This is a genomic window from Petrimonas sp. (genome assembly GCF_963921705.1).
In the GTDB taxonomy this organism is placed as follows: domain Bacteria; phylum Bacteroidota; class Bacteroidia; order Bacteroidales; family Dysgonomonadaceae; genus Petrimonas; species Petrimonas sulfuriphila.
The window spans coordinates 373,923-394,068 of the sequence record NZ_OY997410.1; the positions used below are offsets into that span (position 1 = coordinate 373,923).

At 45.8% G+C, this 20,146-nt stretch carries 18 protein-coding genes and 1 tRNA gene; 4 read left to right on the top strand and 15 right to left on the bottom strand.

The features are described from left to right. Positions 1-5 precede the first annotated feature (5 nt). On the top strand, positions 6-1,376 hold the full coding sequence (radA, locus tag AACM02_RS01585; RefSeq protein ID WP_332455828.1) for a DNA repair protein RadA: 1,371 nt from the start codon (positions 6-8) through the stop codon (positions 1,374-1,376). A 66-nt stretch (positions 1,377-1,442) separates the two neighbouring features. Further along, positions 1,443-1,513: transfer RNA gene (locus AACM02_RS01590), tRNA-Cys, on the top strand. Between the two features lie 59 nt (positions 1,514-1,572). On the opposite strand, the gene AACM02_RS01595 is transcribed toward AACM02_RS01590, so the two are convergent. The 11 genes from AACM02_RS01595 to AACM02_RS01645 form a co-directional block, all read right to left on the bottom strand. Further along, the gene (locus AACM02_RS01595) at positions 1,573-2,727 is read right to left on the bottom strand and encodes a universal stress protein (protein ID WP_214062166.1); all 1,155 of its coding nucleotides are present in this window, start codon (positions 2,725-2,727) and stop codon (positions 1,573-1,575) included. 95 nt (positions 2,728-2,822) lie between these two features. Continuing rightward, positions 2,823-3,119, bottom strand: a complete 297-nt coding sequence (locus AACM02_RS01600; RefSeq protein ID WP_332455827.1) for a DNA-binding protein — start codon at positions 3,117-3,119, stop codon at positions 2,823-2,825. A 133-nt stretch (positions 3,120-3,252) separates the two neighbouring features. After that, positions 3,253-3,954 carry a phosphatase PAP2 family protein gene (locus AACM02_RS01605; RefSeq protein WP_332455826.1) on the bottom strand — a complete coding sequence of 234 codons (702 nt, stop codon included), beginning with the start codon at positions 3,952-3,954 and terminating at the stop codon, positions 3,253-3,255. Continuing rightward, positions 3,951-4,715: a tetratricopeptide repeat protein gene (locus AACM02_RS01610; protein WP_214063017.1), complete on the bottom strand. Its 765-nt coding sequence runs from the start codon at positions 4,713-4,715 to the stop codon at positions 3,951-3,953. Before AACM02_RS01610 ends, AACM02_RS01605 begins: the two co-directional genes overlap by 4 nt. A gap of 1 nt (position 4,716) precedes the next feature. Further along, positions 4,717-6,564 (bottom strand): BatD family protein, encoded by a 1,848-nt coding sequence (locus AACM02_RS01615; protein WP_339115874.1) that lies wholly within the window; start codon positions 6,562-6,564, stop codon positions 4,717-4,719. A 43-nt stretch (positions 6,565-6,607) separates the two neighbouring features. Beyond that, positions 6,608-7,312 (bottom strand): tetratricopeptide repeat protein, encoded by a 705-nt coding sequence (locus AACM02_RS01620; protein WP_214063019.1) that lies wholly within the window; start codon positions 7,310-7,312, stop codon positions 6,608-6,610. After that, positions 7,309-8,331: a VWA domain-containing protein gene (locus tag AACM02_RS01625; RefSeq protein ID WP_214063020.1), complete on the bottom strand. Its 1,023-nt coding sequence runs from the start codon at positions 8,329-8,331 to the stop codon at positions 7,309-7,311. Before AACM02_RS01625 ends, AACM02_RS01620 begins: the two co-directional genes overlap by 4 nt. 31 nt (positions 8,332-8,362) lie before the next feature. Beyond that, positions 8,363-9,346: a VWA domain-containing protein gene (locus AACM02_RS01630; RefSeq protein WP_214063021.1), complete on the bottom strand. Its 984-nt coding sequence runs from the start codon at positions 9,344-9,346 to the stop codon at positions 8,363-8,365. Between the two features lie 44 nt (positions 9,347-9,390). Beyond that, the gene (locus AACM02_RS01635) at positions 9,391-10,428 is read right to left on the bottom strand and encodes a hypothetical protein (RefSeq protein ID WP_214063022.1); all 1,038 of its coding nucleotides are present in this window, start codon (positions 10,426-10,428) and stop codon (positions 9,391-9,393) included. A gap of 33 nt (positions 10,429-10,461) precedes the next feature. Further along, positions 10,462-11,331, bottom strand: coding sequence for a DUF58 domain-containing protein (locus AACM02_RS01640; protein WP_214063023.1), 870 nt, complete (start codon positions 11,329-11,331; stop codon positions 10,462-10,464). Between the two features lie 81 nt (positions 11,332-11,412). Next, positions 11,413-12,408, bottom strand: coding sequence for a MoxR family ATPase (locus AACM02_RS01645; RefSeq protein WP_332455821.1), 996 nt, complete (start codon positions 12,406-12,408; stop codon positions 11,413-11,415). 486 nt (positions 12,409-12,894) lie between these two features. Between AACM02_RS01645 and AACM02_RS01650 the strand changes: the two genes are divergently transcribed. Continuing rightward, positions 12,895-13,218 carry a hypothetical protein gene (locus AACM02_RS01650; RefSeq protein ID WP_332455820.1) on the top strand — a complete coding sequence of 108 codons (324 nt, stop codon included), beginning with the start codon at positions 12,895-12,897 and terminating at the stop codon, positions 13,216-13,218. Between the two features lie 114 nt (positions 13,219-13,332). On the opposite strand, the gene lipB is transcribed toward AACM02_RS01650, so the two are convergent. Both lipB and lipA read right to left on the bottom strand, forming a co-directional pair. Beyond that, a complete protein-coding gene (gene lipB, locus AACM02_RS01655) occupies positions 13,333-14,049 on the bottom strand; it encodes a lipoyl(octanoyl) transferase LipB (protein ID WP_339115875.1) in 717 nt (238 codons plus the stop codon). A gap of 19 nt (positions 14,050-14,068) precedes the next feature. Continuing rightward, positions 14,069-14,941 (bottom strand): lipoyl synthase, encoded by an 873-nt coding sequence (lipA, locus tag AACM02_RS01660; RefSeq protein WP_332455895.1) that lies wholly within the window; start codon positions 14,939-14,941, stop codon positions 14,069-14,071. A gap of 214 nt (positions 14,942-15,155) precedes the next feature. Between lipA and AACM02_RS01665 the strand changes: the two genes are divergently transcribed. Further along, a complete protein-coding gene (locus tag AACM02_RS01665; RefSeq protein WP_332455818.1) occupies positions 15,156-16,622 on the top strand; it encodes a glycoside hydrolase family 130 protein in 1,467 nt (488 codons plus the stop codon). On the opposite strand, the gene AACM02_RS01670 is transcribed toward AACM02_RS01665, so the two are convergent. Together AACM02_RS01670 and AACM02_RS01675 are read right to left on the bottom strand one after the other, a co-directional pair. Continuing rightward, complete coding sequence (locus AACM02_RS01670) at positions 16,619-17,647, bottom strand: glycosyltransferase family 4 protein (RefSeq protein ID WP_339115876.1); 1,029 nt, start codon at positions 17,645-17,647, stop codon at positions 16,619-16,621. The genes AACM02_RS01665 and AACM02_RS01670 overlap by 4 nt on opposite strands. Next, positions 17,644-19,875 (bottom strand): glycosyltransferase family 4 protein, encoded by a 2,232-nt coding sequence (locus AACM02_RS01675; protein ID WP_332455816.1) that lies wholly within the window; start codon positions 19,873-19,875, stop codon positions 17,644-17,646. The genes AACM02_RS01670 and AACM02_RS01675 overlap by 4 nt, the downstream gene beginning before the upstream one ends. Positions 19,876-20,146 lie beyond the last annotated feature (271 nt).

Genomic DNA, 20,146 nt, shown 5'->3' on the forward strand with positions numbered 1-20,146 from the left:
AACGCATGGCCAAACTAAAATCAACCTACTTTTGTACCAACTGCGGCAACGAATCGCCCAAATGGATGGGGAAATGCCCTGCCTGTGGCGAATGGGGATCGCTGGTGGAGGAGCTGGTGCGAAAAGATGCTCCTTCAAGAGTTACCGATACACGTTCGTTCGAAAGCGTGAAGAGCCAACCTTTACCGCTTCGCGAGATAAGGGCGGAACAAGAGCCTAGAATCGACATGAACGACGAGGAATTAAACCGTGTACTGGGTGGCGGACTGGTACCTGCATCCCTGGTACTGATTGGGGGAGAGCCGGGAATCGGTAAATCCACCCTCGTACTGCAAACCATGCTGAAGCTGGGAGAGATCAGAACCCTCTACGTTTCCGGTGAAGAGAGCGCGAGGCAATTGAAACTGAGGGCCGACCGCATCGGTATTGAAAACGACAATTGCCTGATTGTTTGCGAGACCAATCTCGACGAAATATTCAAACATATTAAAAACATCTCCCCGCAACTCGTAATTGTCGACTCCATCCAAACCGTTTACAGCGACGCCATGGAGTCATCGCCCGGAAGTATTTCTCAGGTGCGCGAATGTGCCGCATCCATCCTCAAGTATGCCAAACAATCGGGAACACCCGTCGTTCTTATCGGGCACATCACCAAAGAGGGTAACATTGCCGGCCCCAAGGTACTGGAACATATTGTGGATACTGTGTTGCAGTTTGAAGGCGACCAACACTACATGTACCGCATATTACGAAGTATCAAGAACCGGTTCGGCAGCACATCAGAACTGGGTATCTACGAGATGAACCAATCGGGGCTTCGCGAAGTGAATAACCCGTCCGAACTTTTACTTACCCAGAACCACGAAGGACTAAGCGGCGTGGCCATCTCAGCGGTAATCGAGGGCATCCGACCTTTTCTTATCGAGACACAGGCCCTGGTGAGCACGGCAGCTTACGGCGGGAATCCGCAGCGCTCGGCAACGGGATTCGACATCCGGCGGATGAACATGCTGCTGGCGGTTCTGGAGAAACGGGCCGGGTTTAAACTGGCACAAAAGGATGTTTTCCTGAATATTGCCGGAGGGTTGCGTGTGAACGACCCGGGGATGGATCTGGCGGTAATCAGCTCGGTCCTTTCGTCGAGTCTGGATATGGCTGTCGACAGAGATACCTGCCTCACCGGAGAAGTTGGACTATCGGGGGAAATCCGCCCGGTAAACCGCATCGAACAGCGGATTACCGAAGCCGAAAAACTGGGCTTCTCACGCATTATCGTTCCGGCCAACAACCTGAAAGGTTTTAAGTCGAAAGTAAAAATTGAAATTGTGCAGGTGAAGAAAGTGAGCGACGCATTTCGGTCATTATTTTCATAAATTGTAGGGAAGAGTTTTGTTCACAAAAATAAATACATTATCTTTGCATTCACTTTATGCAAAATCGGTACCTTGACCGAGTGGCTAGGTAGCGGTCTGCAAAACCGTCTACGGCGGTTCGACTCCGCCAGGTACCTCAAAAAAGAGGCCGTCTCAAAAAGGAAATTATTTCTGCGGGACGGCCTCTTTTCGTTTTTTATAATCCCTTGATCACCAATAACGGTGTATCGGAATGGAAAAGCATCCTTCGCGCGATTCCCGGGTTAAAGATACGGGCAAACAGTCCTCTTCTCGAGCTCGACATGGCGATCATATCTATCTCATGTTCCTTCACAAATTCTTCGAGTACGACCTCGAGTTGCTTGTCACGGTCAATCACCTCATAATCAATATCGAGATCGGGATATTGTTCCTCCAGGTACTTTTGGGTTCCCGACAACTTGATTTCGTCCCACATATCCTCTTTCCTGGCCATATGTGCTAAATACACTTTCACAGGATAAGGCTTTATGAAACCCATCATGATATCGAAAGCCTTAAATTCACGTTCCCTGAAGTTGGTCAGGAAAAGAATGTTCTTCATTTGAGAAATATCCTGGTCCTTGGAGTTCTCGGGAATGGCGAAGATTGGCGTCTTACAGCCGTCAATCACTTCTGCGGTAACACTGCCGATCAGGTCAAGATCTTTTGCGTTGCTTCCCCGGGTACCCATCACAATAGCCCGTGGACGTTGTTTTTTGGAATAGGAGATGATCTCTTCTTCGGGAAGGCCCTCCATCAGCAAGTATGAAAACTTGACATCGGGAAATTCGTTGTTGGCAATCCTCTCACTGATATTTTTGACCAACGTGTTCATTTCCGATTCCATCTTGTTTCTAATGTCTTTATAAAGATCCTTATCGGATGTCTGGACTGAGAAAGAATCTCCAAAAGGTATGGCCATCGGATAATAAGGGGTGAAGAAAGAATGGACCAATTTTACTTCACAGCCGATGTCAAAAGCGAGATTAAATCCGAATTCACAGGTTTTCAACGTATAGTTCGAAAAATCTACCGGTATCAACACTTCGTTTTTAACTTTCACTTTTTCGAGATCATCCTCAGACTCAACGTTAGAAGTAAAATCAACCTGCTCTATGATGGTAAGCGCCCTGGGCAGATCACTTTCGTTTATCCTCACACGCACGTTTCCGGGAACAGTAGGTTGAATGATACTCACACCGTGAATGACTGCGGGAATTCCTTCCGACTCGAGGATCGACTTGAGGATGACCGCTTTCTCGTAGGAGTGAATCGCTACGGTCACCAGCTTCTGTTCGGGATTGCCTGGTTTTCTATCGTCTTTTTCCATGTTCTTATCGTTAAAATGGTTTATAGCTATCAAAAGAAAAAACCCAATATTTGCCTGTAATCCATCAAATATTGGGCTTCATCTCTCAGGATGGATCAGATATTATCCTCTTCCTCAACAGGTTCTTCCTGATAAACAGGATAATCTTCAAGTCCCAATATGGACAACGCTTTATCGAATATAGTAGAGTCATCTAAAACAACTATACCTCCGTCGGGGCCGGGCTCGATATGAACACCGATACTTTTGCCTTCTTTGTAATTGTATCCACCAAAATAGTTTCTTACCGTTTCGGGTTTTAGGCCCAATTCTTCAGCTATCCGGTGGATACTACCGTCAGGGAGCTTGTCTTTCAATGCTCTTAATTCGTTAAAAGTGAGAGTTCTTGCCATGGTTGCTTAATTTTTATGATTGATAAATCTCGTTAGTGAATTATGCCCTAAACTTACACAATATTTCAGATAACGCCAATTATTTTCGTCAAAAAAATGACGAAAATGTTACTTTGTATCCTCTAAACAAACTTCAATGTGGTAAAGTTGCTAAAAAAGGGCTAAAAAATAGTATTAAAAGTATATAGACTGTAAATACCACGCCTGTTATCTTGCCGCTTTTAGCCGGGTAAACCGATAATCGGCCTTCCCGAGCCGGAACATGAAAGTAGCGGATCCTTATCCAGGCATAAAGTTCATAAAGCATCCAGGCGAGCAACGATCCGATGATGGCTCCGGCAACAATATCCGAAACAAAATGTACGCCCAGGTAAATTCGCGAATAGCTGTTGAGGATCGCCCAGGTGAAGACAGGTAGGGTAACCCACCGATTTCTAAAAACAAGCGAAAAGAAGACAGCCAAGCCGAAACTGTTGGTGGCATGCCCGGATATAAATCCAAATCGTCCGCCCCGGTAGTTGTTAACGGTATCTACCAACTCTTTGAAGTCAGGATGGTGCGTGGGACGAAATCGTTCAAAAAAGGGTTTGAACAACCCCGAAGAAACCTGGTCGCACAAGGCAAACAGCAAAATAAGAAAAACAGTCGCCAGGATACCTTCCCGGCGCGGCGATTTGTAGAAAAACACGACCACGAGAAACAACAGCAACGGCACCCAAACGTATCTGCCGGTGAAAGTCCAGAAGAGATTATCCAGAAAGATCGAATCGCTACCGTTCAAAGCAAAAAAAAGGTCCCGTTCAACCGGCAAAAAGTTTTCAACCGCTTCTTTCATATTACCTCCACATTCTCTTTCGATGTCCAGCCCACACTACCGTTGGCAATTTCTATTTCAATCCAGTTCCCATCGGTCTTATTAAGCTTCACCTTAGTCCCTTCGTGCAGACGGAAAAGTTCCTGGCTGTTGGCATCGGGCGAAGCCATGATAGATGCAGACGCAGCCATCACGATACCGGTGTTGCGGTGAATGCGGTTGTTTTTCTGACTGAACGCAAACACGTTGGACAAAAGAAGCAGGGCAAAAATAACAATACCGGTGTAAAAAGCCGTTTTTTTAATCCACACTTTTCTTACAAAAAGAAACGTCGCGATGCAAGAGAGAAAAGCGATAAAGAGTGCTATGGCTATGGTTGCCCACGTGTTGGAGTTGAACAGGTTTTTAAAGCTGTTTACCCAGGTTGTCAGGAAAAAGCTTTCAGAAGTATCGATCTTGTCTTCGATACGCGTACGGGCAAACCGGAGGTTGTGGCGTATGTCGCTATCTCCCGGGTTAAGGAGCAAAGCACGTTCATAGTTCAGGATTGCTTTTGCGGTTTCTCCGTTCCTGAAATAGGCATTTCCGAGGTTGTAGTAAATTTCTGCGGACTCTTTCCCCTCCGATAATTGTTGGGCCACCACCTGTTCGTACAGCTGGATACTTCTTTTGTAATCTTCACTCCGATACGCTTCGGAAGCTGTTTCCACAGTGCTTTGTGCAGAAGATACGGTGGCAAAAAAAAGCAGAACCAGGGTCAATGTATTTTTGATTGTTTGCATATCACTTTCTTTTTAGTTTGCTTTCCATTTTACCGATGGCATCAACCGTTTCGTTGTACAACTTATCCATAGCCGCATCACTCTCTGCCGGTGCGTAACGCGCAAACTCGCAAGTATTAAGTATCTGCATAAACTTACCGGTTAACTCATTGTCCATTCCGTAGTCGGACAGCTCTTTTTCTATATTATCCTTGGTTAAGTTTGCCACGGGCATAGACAACTTATCGCTGAAATATCCCCAAAGGGCACGCAGTACTTCGTCGTAAAATTTTTCTTTGTTATGCTCCTTCAGGAATTTTTCCGCAACCTTCAACCTTCGGATAGCCATCTTGTTCGCTTTTCTGGTCCTCATTCTCGCCACATCGGCATTTTCCCTAGCCATTTTCCGGTTAAACAGGTAAAAAACAATCAGTGCAATAAGCGGGATCAAGTACCACAACCAGTATCCGGTGGATCCGGCAAAGAAGTTGTTCTGGTATTGATATTGCGGTCCTTCGGTTTTCAGAAAACGGATATCCTGTTCCACGCGGACGTTCTGCTGATTCACGTAGCTGCTTGCCGAGGCTTTTCCAGGGTCACCTTTGGCTATTTGTAAATTATAATCGGGCGATTTTAGGGTTTTATAGGAATGGGTATTCAAATCGAAATAGGAAAACTCAATGGACGGAATATCGTAATCTCCTTCGTACCGGGGGATAGCAAGGTATTCTATTTTCCGGGAGCCGGTTAATCCGTTGGTGGTGACCTGAAAATTATTGGTCACGGTCGGATCGTAGATCTCGAAATTAGAAGGAAATTTAATCTCAGGGTTCTGAATAAGTTTCATATTTCCTGTTCCCGATATTTCGACCGAAACGGTAACCGGTTCGTTTGCCCGGGTTTGTTGCGTGCTGATAGAGGGAGCAAAGGCAAAGGTTCCCACAGCGTTGGAAAAGTTCAACGGTTTTCCTTCGGGCAACGGCTTCACATTTATTGTCAACGGATTAGTAACCAAGACTTTTTTCACATCAGCCATCACCTCCTGGGTTCCAAAGAAGGTGGAAACTTTTTTTCCGGAAGGAACGGAGAACACCATCTCCAACCGTCCCGACGGAATAGTAATTTTACCGGACCGTTGCGGGAACAAAAGTGTTTTCTTTAAATCAGCCGTATAATAGTTTCGTCCGTTGTACCGCTCCATCTGGAGTTGCTGGTTCGATGCTATCGTCACCTCTTCAACCATGAACCCTTCAAACTCGGGAAACTCTATTTTGCCCAAATCGGTAATATTCAGTGTAGTATAGAGCCGGAAAGTGACGGTAAACCCCTCTTGCTCGTACATGCTGTTTTTCGAGACAATAGCACGGATAAAGGCATCGTTGGCACTTACGGTTGTGGCAGGCGCTGCAGATGAAGAACCTGAACCGGCACTACCTGAATTTCCGCCTTGACGATTCTCGGCTGTCTTATCGGGAGGAAGAACTTTCACAGTCAGCGCGTTAGAGCGGTAACTGCTCCCGTTCACGGTAATGGCGGCCGGCTCTATGGTGAAGGTACCTTCCTCAGGAGCCACCAGGATATACGTGTACGTTACCGAACTTTCAGAGGTGGTTTTTCCGTTGACCGTACTCTGGCTAAAACTCCGCGATGTAGATGGCCCGAAAAGGACATCAAACCCTTTCAAATCAGGCAAACGAAGGTCTTTCCCTTCCTGGTTGAGCGTGTAACTCAAACGAAACTGCTCCCCCTTCACCACTCCGTTGGGGGCCGATGCGCGAAAAGTCACCTGCGCCTGAAGGGTTGTTGTCCCGGTCAAGAGTAAGACCAGAAAAAGGAATGTAACTCTATATTTTTCTAAAAAATATTTCATTAAAATTGTAAATCTAAAATCGTCATTTGTAATTTTATCCGTTTTACCAGTCCCTGTTTCTTCGCCTGTTTTCGTCCGCCTTTTGTTTTCGCTCCTCCGCCTTTATTTTATTTACTTTTTCCTGCGTTTCTTTTTCGTCCTGCTCAATAGCCTGCAATAGCTGACGGGCATTGTCGCGCGACATTTGTTCGGGCTCTTGCTGCTCTTCCGGCTTTTTCGGTTGATCCTGGTTGTTTTGCGGCTCCTGTTGCTGTTGGTCCTGATTTTGCTGTTGCTGCTGCTCCTGTTGTTGGTCTTGCTGTTGATCCTGTATCATCTTTTGAACTACCGCCAGGTTATACCGTGTTTCCTCGTCTTCGGGATTCATCCGAAGAGCCATCTTGTAAGCCTCCATCGATTTTTCCAGTTCTTTCTTTTGCAGCAATGAATTTCCGATATTGTGCCAGGCAGCCGACATTTTTTTCGGATTTTCCTTTTCCAACGCCAGGTATTGTTGATAGCTCTCCATGGATTTGTCCCATTCTTTTTGGCGGTACAGCGTATTGCCTGCATTGTAATTGGCTTCGGGCGACGACGGGTTCTCTGCCAGGGCATCGTTGTAAAACGTAAACGCCTCCGAGAATTTTTGCTGCTGGTACGCTTTATTACCCTTGCGTACATTCTTTCGCACCTCTTTCTGAGCCGATAGCGGCAGAGTCAAAGCCATCATCATCAACAACAAACTGTATTTCAATATGTTTAACCTCATCTGAATAAGCGAATATTTTTAAACAGCGGATTTTTCTTGTCGTATATCAGGAATTCGACAATTAAGATAATCAATAATATCCAGGCAAAGAACGGAAATTTCTCGTCATATTCCGAATAAGAAAGGCTGGTTGTTTTTTTGGTCTCCAGTTCATTCAATTCCGTCTCCAGAGCCCGTACGGCGGTATTGGAATTATCGGCCTGCACATACAGCCCTTTTCCGTTTTGAGCAATCTCCTGAGCCATTTGTTCATTCAGCCGCGAGACAACCACCTGTCCTCCGCTGTCTGTCCTGTAATTGTTGCTGTATTCCGACTCAGGCACAGGCGTTCCTTCCACCGACCCTATCCCGATAACATTTATCATAATTCCGGCATCGGAGGCTTGCCTGGCAGCTTCGTTGGCATTCCCTTCGTGATCTTCACCATCGGTGATAAGAATCATTGCTTTGTCTACGTCCTGGTCTCCTGAAAAGGAACTTACTCCCAATGTTATGGCTTCAGCAATAGCCGTCCCTTGAACGGGCACCAAACTCGGATCAATGGTATTGAGAAACAGTTTTGCCGACTGCGTATCGGAAGTCAGCGGCATCTGGACATATGCCTCTCCTGCAAAGACGATGAGGGCTACCTTATCGTTTTTGCGAACATCGATGATCCTCGACAAGATCTGTTTTGCCCGTGACAACCTGTCGGGAGAAACATCGCGCGCCAGCATGGAATTGGAAACGTCTATGGCAATTACCAGCTCAATCCCCTCCTTTTCAACGTTTTCCACCTTAGTCCCAAATTGTGGACGGGCAATCATGATAATTCCCGTGCAAAGCGCTGCAAAAATCAGCCAGAACTTCAAGTAGGAGCGCTTGAGTGACAGTTCAGGCATCATTTTTTTTACAGTAGAAAGAACGCCGAGTTTCTTCACATCGTTTCGCTTTCTAATGTTCAGGTAAATGTAAAGCGCCACCAAAAAAGGCATGGCGATAAACAAGTACAGGTATTCCGGATTTTCGAATCTAAACATTTCTTTTTTTTATTCTCTTAACACACCCCATCTACGGTATATTCCTCAACCACGTCCTTCTCAACACCAACTCCATCAGAATCAATCCCAGGGCAAGCAGTGCAAACGGAAGGAACAATTCCTGTTTTCGCGTAACATTCTGCACGCTGATGAGGTATTTTTCCAATTCATCAATCTCGCTGTATATATTGCTTAGACTTTCGTTGTCCTCGGCCCGGAAATATTTTCCTCCGGTCAGGGATGCAATTTCGGTCAGCGTTTTTTCGTCGATATCCACCGGCATGTTCTGTAACCGCATTCCGAAAGGTGTTTGCACCGGTGTTGGCGCCATTCCTTTCGTTCCGGCGCCGACGGTATATACGCGGATGCCGTAAGACTGAGCCAGGTCGGCCGCGGTGAGCGGTGCAATCTGCCCGCGGTTGTTTGAGCCGTCCGTCAGCAAAATCACCACTTTCGATTTGGACTCACTGTCTTTCAACCGGTTCACGGCATTTGCCAGCCCCAACCCGATAGCCGTTCCGTCTTCGATAAGCCCGAAATCGATACCGTTCAGCAGGTTCAACAGAACCTTGTGGTCGGTGGTCATGGGGCATTGTGTAAAGCTTTCCCCGGCAAAAATCACCAATCCGATGTTATCATTCTTCCGGTCGGTGATAAATTCGGCAGCCACTTTTTTAGCGGCTTCCAGCCGGTTGGGTTGCAAATCCTGCGCCAGCATCGACCCCGACACGTCAAGAGCCAGCACTATATCAATTCCCTGCGTTTCAGACTCTTCCCAGCTATCCACCGCCTGCGGGCGTGCCACGACCACTATTATCAGCGCAACTGCCATCATCCTTAGCGCGAACGGCAGGTGGCGCAGGTACGTTTTAACTCCCCTGTTCTTACTGTTGAAGGCATGGGTGGAAGCCAGTTTGAAGGACGCCTGTGTTTTAGACATGCGCACGATGTACCACGCGATCAGCGGAGCCAGTATCAGCAGCAAATAAAGATATGTAGGGTTGGCAAATTGCATATTCTTGTAAGACCTTTATGTTTCAGACTTTTCGTCTTTTTTGTCTATTTTTCTTTATCAATCTCGTCTTTTAGCTTTTCCTGTTCTTTTTTATCGGGAAGCGGATCGGGTTCGCGCGTTTGGTTGACAAAGAAATAGGCGTTCATCAAACTTAAGTCGTTCTCATCCATGTAGGGTTTATGCTTCGCGAACTTCACCATATCTGCTACCGAAAGAATCTGAACCAGGTTGTTGTAAATGGAATCTTCTTCCGACCTTTTTCTTATTTCCACGAGAATTTCGCCTGAAGTCATCTCCATGGCATTTATCCTGTAGCGTTCAAACATATACACCCGCAGGATATCGGTAATCTTCGTGTAAAACTCTTTTTCACGGCCCTGTTGCCAGATTTTCCCGGCCCTGAGCTTATCCAGCTCCTGAAGGGCACGGACGTGCGGCGGCAGCACTTGCGGCGGGGTGAAGAAATAGCCCTTGTTCTTTTTCCGGAGTACAAGGACAATAATCAGGCCGATCAGCAGCAGAAGCAAAATGAGACCCAGCACTATCCACAGTATCCAGAGATAATCCGTCCATACAAATGCCGGCTTTTGAACCGGCTTTATGTCATTAAGCTGAAGTTGGCGGAAATCAATGGAATCGGTTTGTCCCGTATTCATTTTTTCCAGGTATGCTACTGTGGAATCCTTCAGCACAGGCGATGTCACCTTCAGCCCGAAAGAGTTGGAATAGATGGTGTCGGTCCCGTCGAAAACGGGCATATGGGGAACGTAATACAGCGTGGAGTCGAACGACGTGACCACGTATTTGAAATTCATGGTGGCCACGTTGTTCTCAATAACGGTATCGGGCGGGAGCATGGTTAACACTTCCAGTCCGGGTATGATTTCTTTCTGATAAACGGGAAACTGGATGGTCTTGTCCTTGGGGGCGATAACCTTCAGGTTGATAAGCGCCTGCTCACCGATCTGAATTTCGGCGGGCTGAACACTTGCCTGCACCGAAGCACGTTGCGCAAAAGAACGGTGCGTAATGCTTATCAGCAAAAATAACGGCAGTAATATATGCAGAACCTTTTTTCCCACTTCTTGATTTCTTCTAAATTCCAACTTCTTCCCCTATCTCCTTCTTTGAAACAACAGCAATAACGCTTTCGCATAATCGTCTTCCGTTGAAACGGAAACGTTATCCACGCTGCTCTGCTTGAATGTGAGCATCATCTCAGCCTGACGGTCCAGCCACCATTTCGCATAATGGTTCCTTACGTTTCCGGATGAGGTATCTATCCACATTTCGCCCCCGGATTCGGGATCTTTCACCTTCATTAACCCCACTGACGGCAACCGTGTGCTGAGTTTATCGTATACCTGGATAGCGACTATGTCGTGTTTGCGGTTGGCAATACGCAGCGCAGGCTTGTAGTCGCCCGTGTCAATAAAATCGGAGATTAAAAATGTGGTACAACGTTTCTTTATGGCATTGGTCATGTAACGCAACGCCAGGTTGATATCGGTTCCGGCACTTTCGGGTTCAAAGCCCAGAATCTCACGGATAATAAAAAGAATGTGTTTTCTTCCCTTCTTGGGCGGGATAAATTTTTCCACCTTGTCGGAAAAAAAGATGACACCAATCTTATCGTTGTTCTGGATGGCTGAAAACGCCAAGGTTGCGGCGATTTCGGCCACCGTATCACGCTTGATCTTCTCCGACGATCCAAAACCCAGGCTTTCCGACACATCAATAAGCAGCATCACGGTAAGCTCACGCTCTTCTTCGAAAATTTTCACGTACGGACGGTTGTACCGGGCAGTAACGTTCCAGTCAATATCACGCATATCGTCGCCGTACTGGTACTCGCGAACTTCGGAAAACGCCATACCGCGTCCTTTAAAGGCTGAGTGGTATTGCCCCGCGAAAATATTCCGCGACAACCCCCGTGCTTTTATTTCAATATGCCGTACTTTCTTTAGTAATTCGCTGGTTTCCATTTACTCCCATTTTTTGAGACGCAAGCGCCACCTGTCAACATCGTCCTCTCTCCCATTCTTCAGGCCTCCCGGCCGTTATTATTAGGGCACCTCTACCTTGTTCAAGATTTCGCTGACAATTTCTTCCGATGTCAGGTTGTTAGCCTCTGCCTCGTAAGTGAGTCCGATGCGGTGTCGGAGAACATCGTGGCAAACGGCACGGATATCTTCGGGGATCACATAACCGCGGCGCTTGATGAAGGCAAATGTGCGGGCAGCCAGCGCCAGGTTGATGGACGCACGCGGCGATGCACCGAATCCGATCATCTCTTTCATGCCCTTTAAGCCGAACTGGTCGGGAAAACGGGTAGCGAACACAATATCGATTATGTAACGTTCGATCTTTTCATCGATATAAACATCGCGCACTACTTTACGTGCTTCCAGAATCTCTTCGGTAGAGACTACCGGCTTGTCAATGGCTACCGGCTCAAAAATATTCTGACGAATGATGCGTTTCTCTTCCTCCTTGGTTGGATAACCGATAACCACCTTCAGCATGAAACGGTCGACTTGAGCTTCGGGCAACGGATAGGTCCCTTCTTGCTCAATCGGGTTTTGCGTGGCCATCACCAGAAAAGGATTGGGCAGCTTATAGGTTTTTTCGCCGATAGTGACCTGACGTTCCTGCATGGCCTCAAGCAACGCACTCTGCACTTTGGCAGGCGCACGGTTTATTTCGTCCGCCAACACAAAATTCGCAAAAACCGGACCGTGTTTGACCTGAAACTCTTCGTTGCGGGGACTGTATATCATGGTTCCAACGACGTCGGCCGGCAACAGGTCGGGCGTAAACTGGACACGGTTGTACTTTGCCTCGATCAGTTGGGCCAGGGATTTTATGGCCAATGTCTTTGCCAGCCCGGGCACCCCTTCAAGCAGGATATGTCCGTCGGACAACAATCCGATTAAAAGCGACTCCACCAAATGTTTCTGTCCCACAATCACTTTATCCATTCCGGTAAACAGGGTTTGGGTAAAGGCGCTTTTCCGCTCAATTCTCTCGTTTAATTCCTTGATATCAACTACTTGATTCATATTGTAATCTATTTAAATTTACGGTGCTGAAGGAAATGTCTGAAAATATCGTGTAGCTGTCAGCCAAAAGCAGAACAAGTCAGGTCCTATTTTCACAACATCCGTTAACCCCAAACGAGCCTTTCGGCTTTCGAAACACAAAAATAGGAAATGTTAAATCGTTACGGTTGATTTCGCAGTTAAAAATGTTTAAGGTTATGCTTTGAAATTGAGGGTTCTTTCTTTTTCGTCCCTTGTTTATCATTTTCAAACGGGTTATCTGTTTGCCAAATAGGAGCGTACTCTCGGCTTTATAGTTTCAAATCCCTTTTCCACAATCACATTTCAACGTTAATCATGGTTAAATACAGCATTTCCATGCAGCGTTTTTCAGTTTTCCGCATCTATGTTTAAAACGACCGAAATAAATTCGAATTTTGGCAGCCTAAAATTTTGGCCGTTTTTGAACAATCATTAAATTAATTTCAAATTTTAAATGTTTTAAGTATGAAAAGACTAAGTTCTATAATGAGCATACTTCTTGTATCGCTCTTTTTTGTGGCTTGTGACAAAAAAGATCAGCCCGATCCAAAACTGACATTAACTCCTTCAACGGTTGAAGTGAAAGTTACTGAGGATGCAACCGTCAAGGTAAGCGGCGGCACCGCTCCATTTACAGTTGTAGAAGCTGACAAAACCATCGCCACTGCCACGGTAACGAACAGTGATGTGAAAGTTACGGGAGTGAAGGAAGGTCAAACCACGATTGCGGTTACGGACAAGAACAAAGTAAAAGGTACCATTACCGTAAAAGTAGTGAAAAAGAGCTGATGGTATAATTAAACAGATCTACATATGTTTTCGGCATGATGTTTTCGAACATCATGCCGTTTTTTTACCCGATACTCGCCACCAGGCGGGCATATCCCGCAGAGTGACTAGCCATCAAAAAGACGGCGTAGGACTACATAGTTCCTCAACCACCTTCATTCCAAACACATCCGAGAATGCTGCTTTCATCCTGTACGTAACTTCCTCAAAATCCACTTCCCTACCCAGTTCCTTCTGCATGGACGTTACTCCTCTGTCGGTAAACCCGCAGGGATTGATGTAGTTGAAGTATGCCAGATCGGAGTTTACATTGAGCGCCAGGCCGTGCATGGTTACAAACCGGCTGGTACGCACACCGATGGCACAGATCTTACGGGCTTTGGCAGGACGTTGCGCATCGATCCAGACCCCCATGGCTTTCTCGTCCTTCTCCGCAGCAATTCCGTACGGCCGAAGAGTTTGAATGACCACCTCCTCCAGTTTATGAACATATGCCTTTACCCCGACATGAAACTCTTCCATATCTATGATGGGGTACGCTACCAGTTGTCCCGGACCGTGGTAAGTAATGTCTCCACCCCGGTCGATGGGGTAATAATCGATATTTTTGCTTCTACACACCTGTTCGGCAATAAGAAGATTCTGCCTGTTGCCACTCTTTCCCAGGGTATACACCGGCTCGTGTTCGCAAAAAAGCAGGTATTGCGGTTTGGGCAGGGTGTGATGAACCTTTGCATCCACCACCGATTGAAACAGTTCTTCCTGCAAATCCCAGGCCTTTTTGTAACGAATGCGGCCAAGATTTTGAAAGCTTACTTTTTTGTTGTCCATACGTAGAAAAGTTCAACGTTTATACGTGCCTTTCTGCCCGGTAGGAAGAACGCACCAACGGGCCACTTTCCACAAACTCGAATCCTTTTTCCAGTCCTATCCTCTTGTATTCCTTGAACTGGTCGGGGGATATAAACTCACTCACCGGAAGATGCTTGCGTGTAGGCTGAAGGTATTGCCCGATCGTCAGCACCTTGCATCCAACAGCCCTCAGGTCATCCATAGTTTGCACTACCTCCTCAGGTGTCTCTCCCAAACCAACCATCATTCCCGATTTTGGTTTGCTTTTGTTACTTTTTGCCACGGTTTCAATGGTTTTCAGGCTTATGTCATATTTAGCGCGACTACGCACCAGCGGTGTGAGCCTACGTACAGTTTCCATATTGTGCGAGATTATCTCCGGGCCGGCATCGATTACTTTATGAATAAGCTCTGCTTTTCCCAGAAAATCAGGAATCAGTGTTTCCAGGGTAATTCCCGGATTCTTTTTCTTTACGTACCTGATGGTTTCCGCCCAGAACTCCGCGCCATAATCCCTCAGGTCATCTCTGTCAACACTGGTTATTACACAATGTTTCAGGTTCATTTTGGAAATTGTGTCGGCCAGCCTGTCCAGTTCATCCCAGTCTACCGGTAAGGGTTTGCCGGTTTTCGTAGCACAGAAGCCACAGGAACGGGTACATATTTCTCCCAGAATCATAAATGTTGCCGTTCCGTTTCCCCAGCATTCCGCCAGATTAGGACACTTGCCGCTCACACAAATGGTGTGGAGTTTATTTCTTGCGATAACTTCCTTTATATCGAGGTATTGCTTCCCTTGAGGGAGCTCAATTTTAAGCCAGTCGGGTTTTCTTTGCATCATGATGTAACATTTTTCTTTGCTGTGATTAATAATAAAGTGTGCCACAAAAATAGCATATTATTTTCAGATGCACCATACCGTTTCATCTAAAACGGAAATTTGACAATTATCCTCCCTTTTTCTTAACAAGGTTGGAGAATTTTTATGCGTTGATATTTGAATATGTCTTTTTATTGATGTAAGTTTGTTTCAGGGTCCTATTCCGAAGAATAACCCCTGCCAATTCTTTTAAATACTACATCGTATGAAAATTATTATCAACCGCTTACCCAATAAGTTTTATTCCAATTACAAACAAGTAATCATCCGTTTTCTGGATTTGGGTGAGGAGCGGACAAGCGCTTTGATAACAAAGGTATTGGAAATGGATGAAAGCGATGCGGACAAAACATTGATGTACACGTTGAGAGAGTTCTCAAAACGGCACCGTAACCTGACACACAAATTCATAAAGCACTATAGCAAAGCGATGGAAATTGTCACTAACACACTCACTGAACCCGAGCAGATCAGCATGGTGAAGAAATTGCTGATCGGCTCCTATTTTTCCATGGAATATTCTATCAGCTCTGCGGCTTTTTTCAATCCCTCAATTGTTGAATCTCCAGATCAAACCGGCCTGAGTGAAGGATCAAAACGAATTATAGTCAGTTTTCGCGCAACCGGCGAAGGACACATATCAAGTATTGTGTTCCAAACAGGGGTGATAAATCACCGGGGAGAACTGGAGTTTGAAAAAGCGGGATACCATGTTGACAGTGCCGAAGTAACAAAAAGACACATCTACGATAAAAAAAGCTTTCACGCTAAGCTTCATGAGATGGGAGTTGATGAACTCGTCATAAAACCGGTAATGGATTCCTTGACAGACAAGTTTATCTATGGAGAGTTATTGAAATCGGTATATGAATATCTGGCAAACAACAGCAACCTGGAAGAGGAGGTACAGCGTTCCGTCAAGCAAATAATTTGGTTGGCGGATTCGCACTACACCATACATTTCTCGCGCGATACGCACATATCGGAACGCGTAATTTTTCCCACGTCCTATACCGAGCGGAAAGGTATTGAGGATGCCCGCTTTGTGAAGTTTACCGATGATGACGGTGAAACAACCTATTATGCCACGTACAGTGCCTACGATGGCTATGCGGCTTTACAGAAACTAATCGTGACCAAAGATTTTTATACGTTTGAAATAAAACCACTTCACGGCGACGGGACACAGAATAAAAACCTGGCGCTGTTCCCCCGAAAAATCAAGGGCAAATACGCTATGTTGTCCAGAATCGACGGAATAAGCAGCTATATCGCCTTCTCAGACAACATAAACGTGTGGCCGGCACCTGTCAAAATACAGGAACCGAAATACTCCTGGGAGTTTATTCAGATCGGGAACTGCGGCGCCCCGATTGAAACCTCCGAAGGCTGGCTGGTAATTACGCATGGCGTAGGGCCGATGCGTCAGTATTCCCTAGGAGCGACTCTGCTCGATTTGGATGACCCCACAAAAGAAATCGGAAGGCTCAGGGACCCCCTTCTTGTCCCTAACGACGAAGAAAGAGAGGGATATGTACCCAACGTAGTTTATTCCTGCGGGTCCATCATCCATAATGATGAGCTTATTGTTCCCTACGGATTGTCAGATACCGGCTCGGGGTTCATGACGGTTAATGTCCGTAAATTATTAAATAAGATTTTGAATAATTAAGAGGTGCAACCCCGCTGCAACGATAGCACCTTCTTGTACACTTCCACATAATCGTCGACGGATCTTTCTATCGAGAATCTTGACTGGGCATGTTGCCGACAGTCGCTGCGGTCTAATTCCGCAATCCGGGGTAAGACCGCCAGGGCTTCATCCACATTGCGGACCAGAAAACCACTTTTCCCGTGCTCGATCAGTTCCTCCATCGATCCTTTATTAAAAGCGATAACCGGTGTACCGCAGAACATACTTTCGGCAACGCTTAACCCAAAAGGTTCTTCAAAGTTAATCGGATGAAGCAACGCATAGGCTTGGCCCAATAATTTATCCCGTTGAACGGGATCGGCATTTCCCACATAGGCTATCTGCCGGCCGTCAACAAAAGGATGCACCTCCCTTTTGTAGTAATCGTTATCCTGGATGTACCCTGCAATGATCAGTTTCATTTTTGCTTTTAGAGCAATGTCTATCGCTTCTCGCGTACCCTTGTCGGGATGAATGCGGCCGAAATACAGCAGATAATCTCCCACAGCAGGACAGAACGTAAAATCTCGGGGATTGATTCCATTATACACATTGGCAATATAGCTCAGGTGTTCATTTCTATTGGAGTAGCTGATGGATACATAGTGATTTATGTCGTTGTACCGTTGGTATACGGGAACAATCTTGGGTGATGAAAAACCGTGTACGGTGGTTATCATTGGAGTTTCAATCAACCTTGAATAGGTCAGGGGGAGAAAATCAAAGTGATTGTGAATGATATCAAACTCACCGGCCCGCTCCATCAGGGAGCTGATGTGCAGGCATTCAGCTACTTTCGGATCGACATTTTTGTCTTCCTCGTAGCCTTGAGAGCAGGCATACGACAATTTCCCTCCGGTAATGGAATCACCGGTTGCGAAAAGCGTCACATCGAATCCTCTTCTCACCAGTTCTTCGGTAATGGTTGAAGCGACCAGCTCCCAGGGTCCATATTTGCGAGGAGGTGTCCTCCAGGCAATAGGGGCAAGAACGGCTATTTTCATGATTCGCACTCCCATGCCTTAAGAACGGTCAGGTGAGAAATAAGATAGGCTAATGTGCTCTCTGCACCTTGATTCCTATTCACGCCATCTTTTTTGAGCCCGTCGCAACATCCTCCCGTTTCGTAATCATAAAGCGGCACACGTAAGTCGTTTTCACCCAAAAACCACAGGAAAGATTGAAACATTTTTTGAATATAATCCGGGTTCCTGGTAACGTTAAATGCCTGAAAATACAACTGTACATTTGCCATAACATCGATGGCCTGCTGATCGAACCTCGCCCGTTCCCCACCTTTCGTGTACCAGCCGTAACTCCCTATGGGCGAAAGATATCCTTTACTCAACGTGGCTTCCTCTAAAAACGCAGCTGTTTTCACGGCAATCTCCTTAAAAACATCATCATCAGAAATCTCTGCCGCATGGAAAAGGCTTAACGGTAACACGGCATTGTCATAGGTAAGAGCCGGCTCAAACCATTGCCATTGCCCGTCCCGGTTCTCGAAATAAGAATCGGCAAGCTTGGTGGCCAATTCTTTCATCAATTGCAGCAGGGATTCATCGCCCGGGAAGCTCCTCAGATAATAGCTAATTCCTATGACGGTATCTGCAATACCACGCAAATGTTCGAGTCTAGAAAAGTGCTTTCGCGAATTGTCAAACAATTCTTTGCCAAACTCCCTGTAAGCGATGTTTGGAGAAGCGTACAGAAGATATCCGAGCGCCCAGATCGTTCTTCCGAAAGAATCTTCGCTACCCTCTTTATCCAGAAAATCCCGCCTAAAACTGAGGAAGTTACGGAATGTACCCTGCTCTGTCTGCATGTATTGTATATAGCTGAGATAAATACGCATACAATCCAACGCGAACGGATCTTTGTTTTGTCCGTAAGCCATCAGCGACATCAATAGTGCACGGGCGTTGTCGTCCAGGCAATAGCCCTCTTTTAGATTAGGAATACCATAACGGGCATGTTGTACGATGCCTGTATCGTCGGTCAGCCTTTTCACGTGGTCTAAGGTAAATTCTGGTAAAAGCTCAACTTCGATGAAGGATTTTCGGGGTTTCTTTGCCACCAAGGGAGTATCTTTCACTGCGTTAAGCAGTTTGAGATAACGTTTCCCGATCGTTGGCCAGCGTAATTGTATTCCGTAATTATACGCTTTCTCCCTCAACGCGTTCATCTTTTCGGGATGATCAAGCAACTCGTTCAAAATATCCGACAACTGTTCCGGCTTTTTGAAATCAAACAAGCGTCCGCGCCCATCCGCCAACAATTCCTCGGCATGCCAGTATGGAGTAGACAATACAGCAGCCCCAGCTCCTACGGCGTAAGCCAGTGTCCCGCTGGTAATCTGTTCTTTGTTGTTGTACGGAGTTATGTATATATCACATGCCCTCAGGTATTCAAAAAGAACATCTTCCGTAACGAAGGATTTAAGAAAAATCACGTTATCCTGCAATTTACGATCCCTCACCAATTTGTTTAAGTAATTCCGGTACTCTTCGCCCGAATACTTCAAGATGTTGGGATGGGTGGCTCCCAGAACAATGTAAAGCAATGACGGATGTTTTTGCACTACTGCGGGCAACGCGTCAATCACGGTCTCTATCCCTTTGTTCCGTCCTAAAAAACCAAACGTAAGCAACACGTTCCTGTCGCTCAAATTGTACTCTTTTTTAATCGCATCGTGCGAAACATCCTGATAGTCAGGGACACCATGTTCAATAACTTCAATTTTGTGTGGAGGTATATCGTAAATACCGATCAGCAACTCTACCGCCTTATTGCTCATCACCACTATTTTGGCAGCTGTTTCATTGATTTTCCGGATGATGTTTTTTTGCAGAAAAGAGGGTTCTTTCAGGACAGTATGAAAAACTACGGTAAGTGGAATTTTCAACCGGTCAGTAAGGGAAAGGATATACAACCCCGACTCCCCTCCAAAGATTCCAAATTCGTGATTAAGGATACAAGCCCGGGAATTGCTTAAGTTGATCTGTTCCGCTGCATTGATATAGTCTTCACGGTAGTTCTGACGGACAACAAACTTAACTTCAGGCGGATAATCATATTCCTGCAACGAGCTAGAATCGTTAATAGCTATTACGCTGGCGTGAGTTTTTGTATTCTGCCGCACATTCAAAGCTATGGATTTACACAGGTTCTCTGTGAATGTACCTATTCCGCATTGTCTGGGCGGGTATGTTCCAATGTATGCAATTTTCATCTTTTTGTTGTTTTATTAATTGTTACGATTGATTGAATTTGCTCATTTACGGAGAATCGAAGAAGCAATTACCAGGATGTCTATCTTTTGACAACCCGGTACTAATTTCTAAATGGAGAATAGATTTCCATCAGGTTTTGTTGTTGTAAATAAAAACGCGCTGCAGAAGAAAGATTCGGTCCAGGTGGTTACAAAGATAACATTTTTGCCCGAATTTGCAAGAATAAGGCAGAAAAATTTAGATCTTGCCATCGGATGAAGACTCATCCAA

Bases quoted from the DNA above. Each gene is read 5' to 3' on its own strand.
- AACM02_RS01595 (WP_214062166.1), bottom strand. From the start codon at position 2,727: ATGGAAAAAGACGATAGAAAACCAGGCAATCCCGAACAGAAGCTGGTG.
- radA (WP_332455828.1), top strand. From the start codon at position 6: ATGGCCAAACTAAAATCAACCTACTTTTGTACCAACTGCGGCAACGAA.
- AACM02_RS01640 (WP_214063023.1), bottom strand. From the start codon at position 11,331: ATGGAAACCAGCGAATTACTAAAGAAAGTACGGCATATTGAAATAAAA.
- AACM02_RS01630 (WP_214063021.1), bottom strand. From the start codon at position 9,346: ATGCAATTTGCCAACCCTACATATCTTTATTTGCTGCTGATACTGGCT.
- AACM02_RS01645 (WP_332455821.1), bottom strand. From the start codon at position 12,408: ATGAATCAAGTAGTTGATATCAAGGAATTAAACGAGAGAATTGAGCGG.
- AACM02_RS01600 (WP_332455827.1), bottom strand. From the start codon at position 3,119: ATGGCAAGAACTCTCACTTTTAACGAATTAAGAGCATTGAAAGACAAG.
- AACM02_RS01615 (WP_339115874.1), bottom strand. From the start codon at position 6,564: ATGAAATATTTTTTAGAAAAATATAGAGTTACATTCCTTTTTCTGGTC.
- lipB (WP_339115875.1), bottom strand. From the start codon at position 14,049: ATGGACAACAAAAAAGTAAGCTTTCAAAATCTTGGCCGCATTCGTTAC.
- AACM02_RS01605 (WP_332455826.1), bottom strand. From the start codon at position 3,954: ATGAAAGAAGCGGTTGAAAACTTTTTGCCGGTTGAACGGGACCTTTTT.
- AACM02_RS01610 (WP_214063017.1), bottom strand. From the start codon at position 4,715: ATGCAAACAATCAAAAATACATTGACCCTGGTTCTGCTTTTTTTTGCC.
- AACM02_RS01620 (WP_214063019.1), bottom strand. From the start codon at position 7,312: ATGAGGTTAAACATATTGAAATACAGTTTGTTGTTGATGATGATGGCT.
- AACM02_RS01670 (WP_339115876.1), bottom strand. From the start codon at position 17,647: ATGAAAATAGCCGTTCTTGCCCCTATTGCCTGGAGGACACCTCCTCGC.
- AACM02_RS01665 (WP_332455818.1), top strand. From the start codon at position 15,156: ATGAAAATTATTATCAACCGCTTACCCAATAAGTTTTATTCCAATTAC.
- AACM02_RS01625 (WP_214063020.1), bottom strand. From the start codon at position 8,331: ATGTTTAGATTCGAAAATCCGGAATACCTGTACTTGTTTATCGCCATG.
- AACM02_RS01650 (WP_332455820.1), top strand. From the start codon at position 12,895: ATGAAAAGACTAAGTTCTATAATGAGCATACTTCTTGTATCGCTCTTT.
- AACM02_RS01675 (WP_332455816.1), bottom strand. From the start codon at position 19,875: ATGAAAATTGCATACATTGGAACATACCCGCCCAGACAATGCGGAATA.